We start from the raw sequence: 13,591 nt of genomic DNA, 5'->3' as shown, positions 1-13,591 counted from the left end.
AATGGAGAGGAGCGGATGGCCTGAGGAAAGTGACCTTGTAGTCTGTACTGTCAAAAAGGTCACGGATTTTGGAGCTTTCGTAGAACTTGATGAATACGGGCATAAGGAAGGCCTGATACATATCTCGGAAGTCGCTTCAGGCTGGGTCAAGTACATAAGGGACCACGTGAGGGAGGGCCAGAAGATAGTCTGCAAAGTCCTTTATGTGGATGAGAGCAAACATCACATCGACCTTTCGCTCAAGGACGTAAATGAACACCAGCGCCGGGAAAAGATCCGCCTCTGGAAGAACGAACAAAAAGCGGAGAAATGGATACAATACGTTGCAAAGATCACAAAGACAAACCAGGAAGACCTGGATGGATTGATAAAACTGATCTATGAAAAGTTTGGCAACGTTTTTTCAGCTTTTGAAAAATCTAGAAATGGCATCTCGCCCCTGACAGAAATCGGCATCGGTAAAGAAATCGCCGAAATGATCAGAAAGGTTGCCGAGGAGAACCTGAAAAAGCCGCAGGTGGAAATCGCCGGGTATATAGACCTCACATGTTCTCTGCCTGATGGGATAGAACATATAAAGAAGGCACTGAAAGCGGCCGGGAACGTCAATGGGGAAGACATAAGTGTCGAGATCAGCTATACGGGAGCGCCCAGGTACAGGATACATGTGGTAGCCCCCGACTACAAAAAGGCTGAAGGCATCCTGAAAAAATCCGCGCAATCCGCTATTGATATTATCGAAAAGTCAGATGGGACGGGAGAGTTCCACAGGTATACTCCGGAAAACACCTGATACTAATGCCGCAAATTTATGGTATCGAAAATAAGAAAATGCGCGTGTGGAAGATATACACTCAAAGAAGTATGCCCCATATGCGGCCTGCAGACAAAATATTCCCAGCCTGCGAGATTTTCTCTTGAAGACAGATACGGAAAATACAGGCGGTTAGCCAAGAGGCAAGAATGAAAGAAACAATTATTTTTAGGTTCAAAAAACCTCGACTTAAGAATCCAGTTCTTGTAGAAGGGTTGCCCGGGGTCGGGCATGTCGGAAAACTGGTTGCCGAGCATATGGTGGCGGAACTCGGAGCAAAAAAGATTATGGAGATATACTCGCCGCATTTCCCCCCTCAGGTAATAGTCGAAGAAGATGGGACTATCAGGCTTGTCAGGAATGAGGTATATGCCTATAAATCAAAAGGTAAAAATGATTTATTGATATTGGTTGGAGATCATCAGAGCACATCGAACGAAGGGCATTATGAGCTATGCGGTGCTTTCCTGGATATTGTGGAAGAATTCAAGGTAAAGAGGATATACGCGCTCGGAGGCTACGGCGTTGGTCAGCTTGTTGAGACCGAATCGGTCCTCGGGGCCGCTAATAACATCGAACTCGTGAAGGAACTCAAAGAATACGGCATTGAATTCAGGGCGAACGAACCAGGCGGGGGTATCGTTGGGGCTTCGGGATTGCTTCTGGGTTTAGGTGCGCTTCGGGGCATAGACGCCGCCTGCTTGATGGGTGTGACCTCAGGCTACCTTGTCGACCCGAAAAGTGCCCAGGCAGTATTGAAAGTCCTCTGCAAAATTCTCGACATAGAGGTGGATATGGCTGCTCTTGAAGCGCGTGCTTCAGAGATGGAAAAGATAGTGGCTAAACTGCGGGAGATGGAAGAAGGCAAGACTCCGGTTTCATCAGACGAGGATCTCCGGTATATAGGCTGATCCCTGTATGCCTCAAAAATGTATTCTCTGTGAAGGCAACTCTGTTCTTCCTCTCGAATTTTCAAACCCTGCTGAGAAGCACCAGAAGCGCAATTATCTGCAATGCCCGGTATGCGGGCTGATTTTTGTACCGGATTGTTTCCATCTTTCCCCCGAGGATGAGAGGGCGCGTTACAGGCTTCATGAGAACACACTTTCGAATGAAGGATATGTCGGGATGTTTTTGCAGAAGATAGACCTTATAAAACAGTATTGTCCAGGTATCCGATCAGTTCTGGATTACGGTTGCGGTCCAGAGCCAGTCCTGGCAGAATTGATGAAAAGGGATGGTTTTGATTGCGATTTCTACGACCCGTATTTCTTTCCGGAATACCCGGAAAAAAAGTACGACCTCGTGATATCGACAGAAGTGTTCGAGCATTTCAGGAACGGAAAAGCGGAGATAAAAAAAATTAAATCACTTCTGGCTGCTGGCGGATTTCTTGCGGTAATGACATTATTTCATGACAACGCCGGGAATTTTGGGGAATGGTGGTATAAAAGCGATCCCACACATATATGCTTCTTTTGTATGCGTACATTTGATTGGATCGCAGAAGAATTTGGGTTCAAGGTTGTCTATGCAAACAAGAAAAATTTCATAATAATGAAGGCAGAACAATTACTGAGTTCACCGTAAGATAAATTCATATAACATAGAATCAAAATTGCATAGGGAGGAGTGAAAACTTATGGCTGAAGTAAAAAATTCTGAAGTAAAAAAGTCTTTTATTCAGGAATTCATGGATTTTTTAAATAAGTACGGAATCATCGGGCTTGCTATTGCGTTTGTAGTGGGCGCAGCCGTCACAAAACTTGTAACAGCGCTTGTTACCGACCTGATCATGCCCATTATCGGGGCTGTGATCCCGGGCGGTGATTGGAGATCAGCGACACTTAACATCGGCGATATAAAGTTCATGATTGGCGATTTTGTCGGGGCGCTTATCGATTTCACAATAATCGCTCTTGTGATATTCGCGATCGTGAAGATGATAATAAAGGAAAAGAAATAATCAGTTATTTTTTATTTTATCTTCCTCATCACGATCCCTTCGGCAACTTTTGGCAGGAAAAGCGTGGATTTCTGGGGAAAATTCTTGCGCTCAACAAATGCTTTTCTCTCAACATCCTTTTTTGAGAATGGGTTCAAGAGGAAAGCCACGTCAAATTCTTTCTTATCCACCCTGGCTATGGCTTCACCCGGACTTGCATTAAATGAAACATCTTCCTCAGGCTTTCCCCTTATTACAGGGTTGATCAACCAGTCATGAAGGACTATCAGGTCAAGTCCGATGACCTCACCGCGCATATCGGAAAGTTTCTTCACCGCTTTTTCATCAGCCCCGATTATGCTGAACTTTTTTCCGTCATACATGCCAAGCCTGATATCATATTCGTTTTTGCGCTCCCTCAGTTTTAAATAGAACACTTCATCGTTTCTATCGCTCTCCAGCATTATCTCAAATTTCTCCCTTATTTTGCGTTCAAGGCTCTGGGCACTGAAATTCCGGACAGCTCTATGCCATGGCAGTAAAAGTAAAGCCCTGTCTCCTCCCTCCATCAGCATCATCAGGGTATAATCAATGCCATCCTTTTCCCGCATCGTATAGGAAGCGGTGTACCTGTGATGCCCATCGAGTATGAGGAGCTTTAGCCCGGACACCATCTTTATTATTTTTTCTATGAAAGCATCATCCGTGATCTCCCATAGCAAATGCCGGCTGCCGTTGAGAGTAACGTCTACAAGCGGCATTCTTAAAGGATTCATTATTAACTTCGGGCGCCTGAACCCCAAATATTCTTCAAATAGATTGTTCAACCCGTGGTCAGGCATGCTGTACTCAGCTGCGACCGGTGAGAAGTTCATCATGGCTGCTTTCATTAGCCTGTATCTCTCATTTGTATTCACGGCAAAGATATTCTCATGCCCTGCTATGTTCCCTTTGCCGAGCTCTTCGACCCTTGCAAGGCATACCAATCCAAAAGCAAAATACTGGCTTCTCCTCTCGTTTTCAGGGAGCTGGTCAAGGCTTTCAGGCTGGAGTGTGTACATGATCCCATATATATAAAAAGCGGGTTTTTCTCTTTCTACGAGAATCCCAGAATCTACAAAACGGTCCAGGTTCTTTTTTGCATGTTCTATGAATTCATCCCTTTCCATGTCCTTTCTTCTCGATGTCACATGGATGATATTATTTTTCTCACGGGCAAATCTCTGGTACTGGGCAGCGTCTATTGTGTCATAGACCGGGCAGACAAGCTTATCGATTTCCAACTCCGGATTAAGTATTGTTGCTTTAAAAGGTCGGATATCTACCATCTTTGAGCATCCTTTCCACTCAAAGGTCAATATATAACATGAATGTTTCTAAGGTTTAACTGTTGCAGCCATCTTTCCATCCTTGAATACCCTGATAACCCCGCCGCTCTGCGAGACCACAACGCCTATAGCCCGTGTCACCGCTGTAATGGCTGCAACTGATGAATGCCGGGTCCCAAGACCTCTTGCGATTTTTACCATCGCGGTATCGATGGTAATATACCGCCCCCCGGCTTCAACCGCTCCGTCCCCTGAAATTACGAAAACGCCGTCCAGCTGTGCGAATTCTTTTAGGTTGCCCCTATTTTCAGGGTCGGTGATCAATCTTTTTTCCCTTCTGTGCCCCTCAAATGGATTCAATACAAGCTGTCGGGATTTAGCCATGACGTTCTCTGAATCGCCCACAATAAACGCTGTGCCTATGGCATGGCCTTCTCTCCCTTCAATTCCGATCTCACGCGCTACGTTCAATACTGCTTCAAAGACCTGCTCGCTTATCCCGGTGCCTTCTAGGAACTCTTTAATATCGTTCACACTTGTTTTGGGTTCCTCTGCTTTTGCAGCTATAATCTGGAGTTTATCGGTTGAGGCGAACCTTATTTCCGCATCGAGTTTCTGCGCAGAGATTTTCATACTATTCTCAAGGGTTCTTAATATCCCGATTTCATTGAAATCCTCTGTAATCTCAACCGCATTCCTGAATTTTGTGGCTGCTTTTAGATAGAGTTCCCTCGCATGACTGTAATCTCCTGCTTCATGGGCTTTTTCTGCCTGTTTCGCGATATTCCTTCCTTCGTCCGCGAGAATATTCCGCCACAAAATAAATCACTTCAGTACCGCTTATTATGTTCCTGTCGATATTGTTGTCTACTAATATAAGGCTAAAGGTCGGGAAAAACAATGATGAAAAAAAACATGGACCGGTCGGGAATTGAACCCGAGGCCTCTCCCATGCCAAGGGAGCGATCTACCCCTGATCTACCGGCCCAGTAAGGTGAGTTGCATAGTGCATAAACTTAGATAAAGGTATCGATTATTTCAACCTTTTTAGAACGACTTTTTCAATTTTCCATATGCTTAAAGACAAGATTTAAATTAGATGCCGTTATATTGGCGTTGGTTCGGGCCCGTAGCTTAGCCAGGTTGGAGCGCTCGGCTGATAACCGAGAGGTCCTGCGTTCAAATCGCAGCGGGCCCATAGCGCTTTTCAAAAAAGCGCTCCGTACCATACCCAGGATTTTTCAAAGTCAGATTTCGCACGTTTTCTTAAACTTCACAAATCACTATCCGATAAGGCAATAGAAGATCATGTGAGTGTAGGAGTTCAGCCCCGGTATGTCGATGATTTTTGCGGAAGAGTCACTGGAAGTGCACTGGCATTATAGTGACTATTCCCAAGAAGTTTTGAGAAATATATATTAAAGTTTAATATCAAAATCTTGGAGTAGTTGCGCCTTTATAATGCAATACTGCGCACCATCATAGATCTGGGACGTAAAAAATATTTAACTAAGTACTTGTAACACTACCAGTGATAGTTCCGGTGGGCTTCTTTACCAGTTCAATATCCTTCACCACAACAGCGCTTCCAATCGTTGAGACAATTGTGCTATTCGTATAATATGATATATCAAAAGTTGCCGTAAGGCTGTATGTGCCTTCAGCAACTGCAAACGAATAGAACCCTGTCGAATTAGTCGTTGTTGAGAGGCTGGTATTGGTTGATACACTCACACCAGCGATTCCCGTTTTATTGACACTGTCCATCACAGTGCCGTTAATGAACCTTATCGATGGGAGTACCGTGGTTGCAGTATGCGTCACCATGGTAGCATTAATATTTCCATTAGTATCCACTGTTCTTGTGCCGATGGTGTATGTTCCTGGTGCCACAGTGGCATTGTAATACTGCGTACCTTTGGTTACATTCCTCTGGAAATTTCCATTAAGATATACCATTACTTTATCGAAATCCGGGTCTGCAGGGTCAGTCCATGTCCAGTTGATATAATTGCTGGCATAGCTTACATTGCTGAGATTTGTGACACCCTGGATTTGTGAAGCAGTAGTGTTAAGCACGATGACAGTGGCAGAATAGGCCGGGAAAACATGGTTGAAAGAATTTCCCATGTCGCTCACAGGTCTACCAGAATCAATGATCCTTTGTGCCGAGTCGATAATGCTCTGTGCAGAACTGCTGTTAATTTCCAGACCGTTGATTTTCGTTCCACCAAAAACCTTTGCTTTATCTGGAGCAGTCACAAAGTCATCGTTAGTCATCTCGAAGTATCTGCCGCCTGTCTGGTGAAAACCACTTAAGTTTAAGGTGGCATTAACAGATTCGTCAGCCAGATTGACGACCATCAGTTTTAAGGTATTTGGCTGGGCGGAATCAGTACTTGCCCAGATCGAGAGGTTATCCTCCATGGAACTGGAGGATCGCACCAGCATGTCTCCAAAAAACTGGGCATACATGAAATACGTGTAATAAACAGGCATGGGGAAGAACTTGTCTTCTATAGTTATTTCTCTTGACGGCGGGTAACCTATGCTGATAGAGGATCCATTGTAATTGAGCAGCCCGTAACTTGTATCTAATTTTCCTGTAGAGTCGTAGGGCTGATCATAAAGTTCCCAGTGCATGATCATATCTGCGCCGCTATTTGCCTGCCTTGCCAGTGTATCAGCCATATAGAGAGCATTGGCATGGTTAAATGTATAAGAGGTTGCCAGATCGGCTGCCATGGAATTGAACTCCGAGATAGCGATCCTGGTATTTGTAAGATTGCGATTATCCAAAAGTTCCCTCTTGTCCCTTGCGTCGGAATCCATTTCCTTACGAGAGTCAAAGGCAAACATATCCTCATAACTTTTCACACCTCCGTCATGGTTCCATAGCGGGTAATAGTGATAACTTAGAACATCCAGGGATTTGTTCTGCTGGATTTCCGGATCCAATGTAAGGGGATCGATGAAATCTATGTATGCCCGGAAGTAAGATTCATTATAATACGATGCCGTGGTCGGACCAGTGATGAGAATGCTATTATCCACGGCCTTTAATGCCTTGGAGTATTTCTTAAACCTGGAAACATATTCCGAACCAAAAGGCACGGGTTTTCCAGCTGCTTTCTCAAGATCCAGTTCATTCCCAAGTTCCCAGTATTTGAAATTATAATTATTCTCAACATTTGTGTAGTTAAGCATATCAGCCCAGAGTTCAGGGTCACAGGTGCTAATATCTACTTCAATCATTACATCTGCCCCCACGTATTTTGCAAAGGCTGCCAAGGCATCGATCTCATCTTTCTGGTAACCCTTATCGTAGGCATTTTCTACCCTGATGGGCGTTGTACCATTGCAGCGGTCATATCCGACCGTTAAAGGATCCCCAGGATTATAGTATTGGCGTTGGCCCCAGGTTAATACGCCATTCTTATCGTAAAATCCCGCCGCGTAATGTTGCGTGTTATTCCTGTCCCAGGTGACACTGTTGGACGCAAGACCTCCTGCATATCTCAAAACTCCCGGTTTGATAAGTTTGGTCAGCTCCCGCAATTTTAGCGAATCATTTGGATATGGTCTTCCCCACCAAAAAGCCCAGTTGCCAAGACCAGCCCCCAGGATATTCCTGCTGAATGGACGGGTCTTATTGGCAGCATTTACCTGCAGCGTGGCTGCTGGATAAGCGGTGGTTGTGAAATTCATCGGTGGAGTTTCTTCATAAGCAGCGAGGTTCCTTGATTCATCCTGGGAAGCTACCTTATATTGATACGAATTCAGCAGTTTGAGTCCAGTTATAACAACGCGATGGCTGGTGGTAAGGCTGTCATCTGTCTTATTGGCGCTATAATTATTTTCACCATAATAAACTCTTGAATCTGCAGGTTCGTCGGTCGTCCAGTAAATTGATGCACGATCTGATTTAATATCTGAAACCCACACATTGCTTATCACTGGAGGTATTACATCCGGAGGGGCGGTGGTAAATTCACTATAATTCTCTGCAATGTTCGCAGAGACAGAAGCATTGGCCTGGTGATCCCTGGAAATGATGTGGACACGATAGGTGGTACTTGGGGTAAGATTTGTTAGTATGATCTTATGCTCTCTGGTATAGTCCGTCTCTTCATAAGAAAAATTGTTATCCCCTGCGACAGAGTAAAGGGTAGAATTGGTATATTCATCAGTCTGCCATCTGACCTCAGCGCTTTTCCAGGTAATATTTGTGACCGATACATTGGAAATCAGAGGCGGATTCGGGTCATCTATCCATTCCAGGGAGATATCATCGAGATAGTAGTGGAGATTGCCAGATGAGGTAAACCAGAAAACAATCCTGAAAAACTTGTTTCCCCGATTGAAATCTTCAAGGGGGATATTGATGTGATACCAGGTATCTGGACTTGCTGTTCCATTGATGTAGTCTATTAACCTCACAGTATAGCCGTTGTCTGCAGTGATGCTCAGTGCACCCAGATTATCGAGGCTGTGTCCGGGATTGAAGTAGAAGGAGAGGTTCTTATACTGATTGGGATACATCCAGTAGAGAGCAGTCCATTGTTCATTTCTTCTATCTAAATCAAGGGCGCCCCATCCACCTTGACAGTAAGGGCTGGAATGGTTGACCTCGATGGCGTAGTTGCCGCTGTGGACAACCTCAGATTGCGAGAGATTATATTCAGGCGAACCGCCGCTGGCGCAGTCCCATGTGCCATTAGCCCATTGCTCAGCAATCTTATCGTCATACACCACATCCTGATTTTGGGCTGCAGCGATGCTTCCAGCAATACCTGAAGGAAGCATTATTACAAGCAAAGCGCCGATGAACAGAAACACTTTCCAGATCAGTTGAAAGCTTTTCATTTTTGGTTCCTGTCTGATCGGAAGAGCGTTTGGTCGATTCATACTATCGCTCCTCATGCACCGATAGATTTGCATTTAACATTTTTCCATCCTCAATCTTATCGCATGCCCTGTCACCATATACCTCAGAGCAGCCAGCCATTATATTAACCTGAATATTAATCTACCTTTTGTTCTTCTATTCACTCAGCAATGAAACTATCTGTCATATGTGGATTTCGTGTACAGTCGCAAATATATATCACCAGAACCATCAGCAAGCATAGGCGCAGAAATTGAAATGGAAACAGTGAAAGAACCGGGAACGGTGAAAGAACCGGGATTTGATTTGAGTCTGGTTATAATAGCAATTTCGGCTAACGAATCCTCTGCCAGGATTCTTAATCTTTAAGGGCTATCACTTGACTTAAATATGCACTCCTGATTTCCTGATTCCCGTATGGCTTCCAGTGATTTAAGAACAAGTGCTGATGACAAGCTTATTAAAAAGGTCTTGAACCACCATCCATCATCGCCATATTAAATTCATCTATGTGACAAAATGCATCCAAATCTGCCTAGTGATATTCTCCTTGAGCTACTGTTGAACCCGGATATGTAACAATGAAAAGAGCAATATGCCTGCTGAAAGCGACGCATCCGGGGGTCTGGCGTAGCAACCCGTTTATGAAATAGTTTCGTGATATTTGTCTATGCCAGCCATTACAGAAAGATCCATACTGCAACCGCTCCCGCGATCACAATAGATGCAAGAATCCCTACATCGATCCATTTCCTGTTTATCTTCCGCTCCACCTTCTCCTGCTGTATCTCAGATTCGATCTTCTTGATCAAATAATCCTTGATCTTTTGGATGTCGAAGAGTTTGAATCCAATGGTCACTGACGTCGTCCACGTGTAATAGGAATAAGCGTAGATGAACATGAAGAAGAAGAGTATGCCAACCATGTTGTTTATTCCAAGTGTGGCATCAAGGATAATTCCCCCGACCGGAATAATCATTATGGGTGCCAGAGCCCATATCCACGCTGTTTTGTTATCAAAGAGATGATATTCTGAAGTGAATAGTGCCCACCATAATAAGTAGATGACCAGAATGAAGTAATGAACAAATCCCAGAGGATATTGGGCCACATAAATCAATGCCGAGAACGTAAAGATTATCAGCACAAGGACTTTGGTTATGAATTTAAAGGATGCACCCGGAAGAATATAAACAGATGAGGCATCCATATCCTGCATTTTTGTCACATAATCAAGAGCTGTTTCCACTTTGCGATTGGTCTTCATGATTTCAAGTTCCATCGCATTAAAACGTCCGATCGTGTCAGTCATCAGATTGGCCAGTGGCTGTATTTTATAATCCCATTCCCGGTCCATTTTATCCCGCGCAATTTTCTCCATCAGGACATACCGGATACCAATCCAGGCTGTCATGTAAGAAAAACCTATTACTATGAGATCTATGATCGTTCCTAATAAGTTATCAACAATGAACGCATCGATTATGAGCGATATGGTGGCGAATAATCCTACGACCAGGCCCAACAGAATGGCGCTAAAAACCGCAATTTTATCTTTCATTCTATGTCACCACCACGTCGAAATAAGGCTCTTCACGCACCTTGAAATGTAAAGTTGCGTTGGGTACCTGCCATCCCACAGATTTACATGATATGCAAACGAGGCTCCGATATAAATGCGGAACTGTCTTGATATTTGCATAGAAATTGCCGGGATGGGGCGCTAAATTATAAGCTTCATGGCATTCGTCACACGTGGTTTTGCGCGCAGCATGCTGCTGTGTTGGGAACCTGGTATCATTCGGGCTATGGCAGGTCAGGCACCATTCTTCCAGGTTCGGGGAGTTGCTCGTACTATGACTGGGCACTTGCATCCCATTCTTATCAAGGACTACCGCATGACCTTTCACGGAAATCGAATCGAAGATGTCTTTATGGCAGTCTTTGCATGATACACTTTTCTCGTTATGGGTCCCGCCCTGTCTCAATGTGTTATAAGAAAGGTTCAGCGTTCCAATTGTCGTAAAATTAGAGACAATCCAATTTCCATTATCGCTTGTAATGTCATAGTCAATATACTCCGGCCGGGAATAGTTCACAAGAACGTTGTAGGTTGTGTGGCAGGCTATGCAGCCTTGTGAACCCAGAGACAAGAAATCAGGGTGTGCTTCAAGCGTATCATTCAATTGCGTGATCGTATGGCAATATTCGCACTTAGGTACCGTATTTGTATGGTTAGTTGCCGACTGGGTATGGCAGCTCGTGCAGGAGAATTGCGAATGGTTGGCTGATGTGGATAACTGGACTTTGATATCGCCGTGGCATTTCACGCATTTATCCTGTACTGTCTCGTAGAACTGATGGTCTCCGCTAATAAAGGAAAATGTCTGGCTCAATGTGGTTATAATAATTGCCAGTATCACCAGCAAGTATAATTTCCGGTTCATCTCTTACTCCCCATCATAGACATTATCAACGCACTGAAGGCTATTATTGTAATGACGTATCCCCATGTTCTTATAGTTACAAACACCTGCTGGAGGAAGGTGAACTGGTCGCCGAATTTATTGAGTTTACCTTCTTTGGAAAAGTCCAGAATGAATAAAGAACCTACACCCTTTATCACGAGAGGATGACTGCCCACTACGACGGCTTTTGCAAGAACGTCTTGCCTGGTAGTCCCATAATCATCGACAAGAGGATTATTATCACCTTTCGTTGTCACGATATCCTGCTGAACATTAACAACCCTGTGGGTGATGGGATTCTGGACGCCGCTTGCCTTGAAGGTGACAATATCTCCTTTCTGGGGATCTTTGAATATGGTTTGAGTAAGGACGATATCGCCTCTTTGGAACTCTGGTCGCATGGAATCCGATATGACCACAGCAAAAGAGATAATTTTCAGAGCAAATGCAAAGATCAATATGGTCAATACAACCAGCAGAATAGAATCCTGCCCGCGTGTATCTTTCTGGTACTTGGCAGGACTGTATCTTGTCTTCATGACCCAGGATGAAAATATGCGCATCAATGTACCGTTTTCTGTTTTGTAGAGGTAAAAGACCGAAAGCAATACTAAGCTAATCAATGAAACGATCAGGGGTATTGTATAGTCTATTTCTTTCATATCGGGTCAGGGGCGCGGTTTATTTTTCATTACTGCCCTCATCCTGTCAGACAGCTTCTCTCTCAAATAGGACGCTCTTTTCATTATCGTGTCATCTAAAACCACTTTGCTTGGATGATTTTCCTTAACCGCTTCGACGGGGATTTTCGGCGGGGATTCTTCTTCCTTTAACTTATTCCTCATATAGTAAAGGGTCCCTGCAAAAACAAGGAACACAACTACCATCGAAACTTTCAAGGGGCTTTCAGTAACCCGGTTTAGGACTTGATTCCCCTTAATCGCCGATGCGTCTGCCTCCTGCACGAATACGTTCCTGAAAAGTTGAGGCGCATCCGATACGGTGATCTTATTTATCCCCATGTTTTTCAAATCTATGGGGATCTCTACTGTTTTTTCTTCAAGACTCTGGAGCTGCAATTGCGCCGATCCAACGGGTACTTTATTCGAATAAACGGTAATCGTTTTGCTTCCGGCTTGACCGTTATTTATCGCGCCTACAGATACAATTACGTTTTCACCAATAGGTACGAACTCTTTGTTAACGTTCATTCCTGTAATGGTGATCCTGGGGGTATCCAACCTGGTTGTATCTGTCTCGTTCTTGATTGTGAAGGTTAACTCCGCGTTCTGATATTTTACATCAGGAGTATCTGCCCCGAAGTGTAATTTGAAGGTGCCGACCTTACCTGCTTTGGCATCGAAGTTGACCGTTGTGGTTGTTTGTCCTTTAGCCGTGACTTCCTGCGTGGAAACAAGATTATTATCCACCAGCATTGCCAGTTTGACAGTACCCTCATCTTTGTAATTATTATCGAGCTTTACCTCTATGTTGAGTTTCTCACCGAGTATACGCTCATTGTTGTCATCGACGAACCTCACATCATGAAGGAGGAACCTGTCCGGTGGATAGATAGTGACCGATTTGTCTATTTTGAAATTAAGTACCGCCTGAGCTACCGGATTCCCTCGACCCAGAAGAATGCCCATATCTTGCGCATTAGCACCCGTCTCATAGAATGTTTTATACGCATCAGGATTCATGCCAATACCAAAAGGATCTTTGGTGATCTTCTCATCGTATGCCTCACGGTCGATCCTGTCGTACACAACGATGTTGAGTTTATATATCCCCTCTATCCAGTCGGATCCGGGATGCAGATTATAATAAACCACATTCGGGTCATAACCGCGCTTGAAAGAGTCTATCGTTTGCACGCTCACGACATTGTCATACGGATCATAGACGGTATAGAGGAACGTGACAGCTGATATGCGTTTGTAGGACATATTATAGGCCGCTGAATAAATTATAATGTCCGCTTTTGGATCGGGAGGATAGGTATTTGACCAGTGCTTTGTGTAGTTACTAACCCCAGCGACCGAAGTTGCAAAATCAAACCTGAACTCGCCCAGAGCTGATGCGGTCTGCGACAATAGCATTAGCGTGAATATTAATACGATAATTCTTTTCATACAATCGAACAC

Annotated in this window: 13 protein-coding genes and 2 tRNA genes; 7 read left to right on the top strand and 8 right to left on the bottom strand. The window is 44.2% G+C overall.

Annotated features, from left to right (window positions below):
• Position 1: 1 nt before the first annotated feature.
• The 5 genes from O8C65_03690 to O8C65_03670 are packed head-to-tail and all read left to right on the top strand — an operon-like array spanning position 2 to position 2,780.
• Positions 2–793: a translation initiation factor IF-2 subunit alpha gene (locus O8C65_03690; GenBank protein MCZ7356011.1), complete on the top strand. Its 792-nt coding sequence runs from the start codon at positions 2–4 to the stop codon at positions 791–793.
• 18 nt (positions 794–811) lie between these two features.
• On the top strand, positions 812–967 hold the full coding sequence (locus O8C65_03685) for an RNA-protein complex protein Nop10 (protein MCZ7356010.1): 156 nt from the start codon (positions 812–814) through the stop codon (positions 965–967).
• A complete protein-coding gene (locus O8C65_03680) occupies positions 964–1,725 on the top strand; it encodes a proteasome assembly chaperone family protein (protein MCZ7356009.1) in 762 nt (253 codons plus the stop codon). The genes O8C65_03685 and O8C65_03680 overlap by 4 nt, the downstream gene beginning before the upstream one ends.
• Positions 1,726–1,732: 7 nt before the next feature.
• On the top strand, positions 1,733–2,404 hold the full coding sequence (locus O8C65_03675; GenBank protein ID MCZ7356008.1) for a class I SAM-dependent methyltransferase: 672 nt from the start codon (positions 1,733–1,735) through the stop codon (positions 2,402–2,404).
• A 52-nt stretch (positions 2,405–2,456) separates the two neighbouring features.
• Positions 2,457–2,780, top strand: a complete 324-nt coding sequence (locus O8C65_03670) for an MscL family protein (GenBank protein MCZ7356007.1) — start codon at positions 2,457–2,459, stop codon at positions 2,778–2,780.
• An 11-nt stretch (positions 2,781–2,791) separates the two neighbouring features.
• Here the strand turns inward: O8C65_03670 and O8C65_03665 are convergent, their stop codons facing one another.
• The 3 genes from O8C65_03665 to O8C65_03655 form a co-directional block, all read right to left on the bottom strand.
• Positions 2,792–4,087 carry a DUF1015 domain-containing protein gene (locus tag O8C65_03665; protein ID MCZ7356006.1) on the bottom strand — a complete coding sequence of 432 codons (1,296 nt, stop codon included), beginning with the start codon at positions 4,085–4,087 and terminating at the stop codon, positions 2,792–2,794.
• A 48-nt stretch (positions 4,088–4,135) separates the two neighbouring features.
• Positions 4,136–4,906: a diadenylate cyclase gene (locus O8C65_03660; protein ID MCZ7356005.1), complete on the bottom strand. Its 771-nt coding sequence runs from the start codon at positions 4,904–4,906 to the stop codon at positions 4,136–4,138.
• Positions 4,907–5,003: 97 nt separating this feature from the next.
• A tRNA-Ala gene (locus O8C65_03655) sits at positions 5,004–5,075 on the bottom strand.
• A gap of 135 nt (positions 5,076–5,210) precedes the next feature.
• On the opposite strand from O8C65_03655, the gene O8C65_03650 reads away from it, so the two are divergent.
• Positions 5,211–5,285, top strand: a tRNA-Ile gene (locus O8C65_03650).
• A gap of 311 nt (positions 5,286–5,596) precedes the next feature.
• On the opposite strand, the gene O8C65_03645 is transcribed toward O8C65_03650, so the two are convergent.
• Positions 5,597–8,995 carry a hypothetical protein gene (locus O8C65_03645; protein MCZ7356004.1) on the bottom strand — a complete coding sequence of 1,133 codons (3,399 nt, stop codon included), beginning with the start codon at positions 8,993–8,995 and terminating at the stop codon, positions 5,597–5,599.
• A gap of 178 nt (positions 8,996–9,173) precedes the next feature.
• Here O8C65_03645 and O8C65_03640 point away from each other — a divergent pair, with 178 nt between their 5' ends.
• Positions 9,174–9,344 carry a hypothetical protein gene (locus O8C65_03640; GenBank protein MCZ7356003.1) on the top strand — a complete coding sequence of 57 codons (171 nt, stop codon included), beginning with the start codon at positions 9,174–9,176 and terminating at the stop codon, positions 9,342–9,344.
• Between the two features lie 311 nt (positions 9,345–9,655).
• Here the strand turns inward: O8C65_03640 and O8C65_03635 are convergent, their stop codons facing one another.
• Genes O8C65_03635 through O8C65_03620 form a run of 4 tightly spaced genes read right to left on the bottom strand, consistent with a single transcriptional unit; the run spans position 9,656 to position 13,579 of the window.
• On the bottom strand, positions 9,656–10,537 hold the full coding sequence (locus O8C65_03635) for a hypothetical protein (protein MCZ7356002.1): 882 nt from the start codon (positions 10,535–10,537) through the stop codon (positions 9,656–9,658).
• 1 nt (position 10,538) lies between these two features.
• Positions 10,539–11,423: a cytochrome c3 family protein gene (locus tag O8C65_03630; protein ID MCZ7356001.1), complete on the bottom strand. Its 885-nt coding sequence runs from the start codon at positions 11,421–11,423 to the stop codon at positions 10,539–10,541.
• On the bottom strand, positions 11,420–12,106 hold the full coding sequence (locus tag O8C65_03625; GenBank protein MCZ7356000.1) for a signal peptidase I: 687 nt from the start codon (positions 12,104–12,106) through the stop codon (positions 11,420–11,422). Before O8C65_03625 ends, O8C65_03630 begins: the two co-directional genes overlap by 4 nt.
• A gap of 6 nt (positions 12,107–12,112) precedes the next feature.
• The gene (locus O8C65_03620) at positions 12,113–13,579 is read right to left on the bottom strand and encodes a hypothetical protein (protein ID MCZ7355999.1); all 1,467 of its coding nucleotides are present in this window, start codon (positions 13,577–13,579) and stop codon (positions 12,113–12,115) included.
• Positions 13,580–13,591 lie beyond the last annotated feature (12 nt).

The sequence above is a fragment of the Candidatus Methanoperedens sp. genome (assembly GCA_027460535.1).
GTDB lineage: Archaea > Halobacteriota > Methanosarcinia > Methanosarcinales > Methanoperedenaceae > Methanoperedens.
The sequence above is the reverse complement of the archived record's forward strand: the minus strand, read 5'-3'. Positions and strand labels throughout refer to the sequence as shown.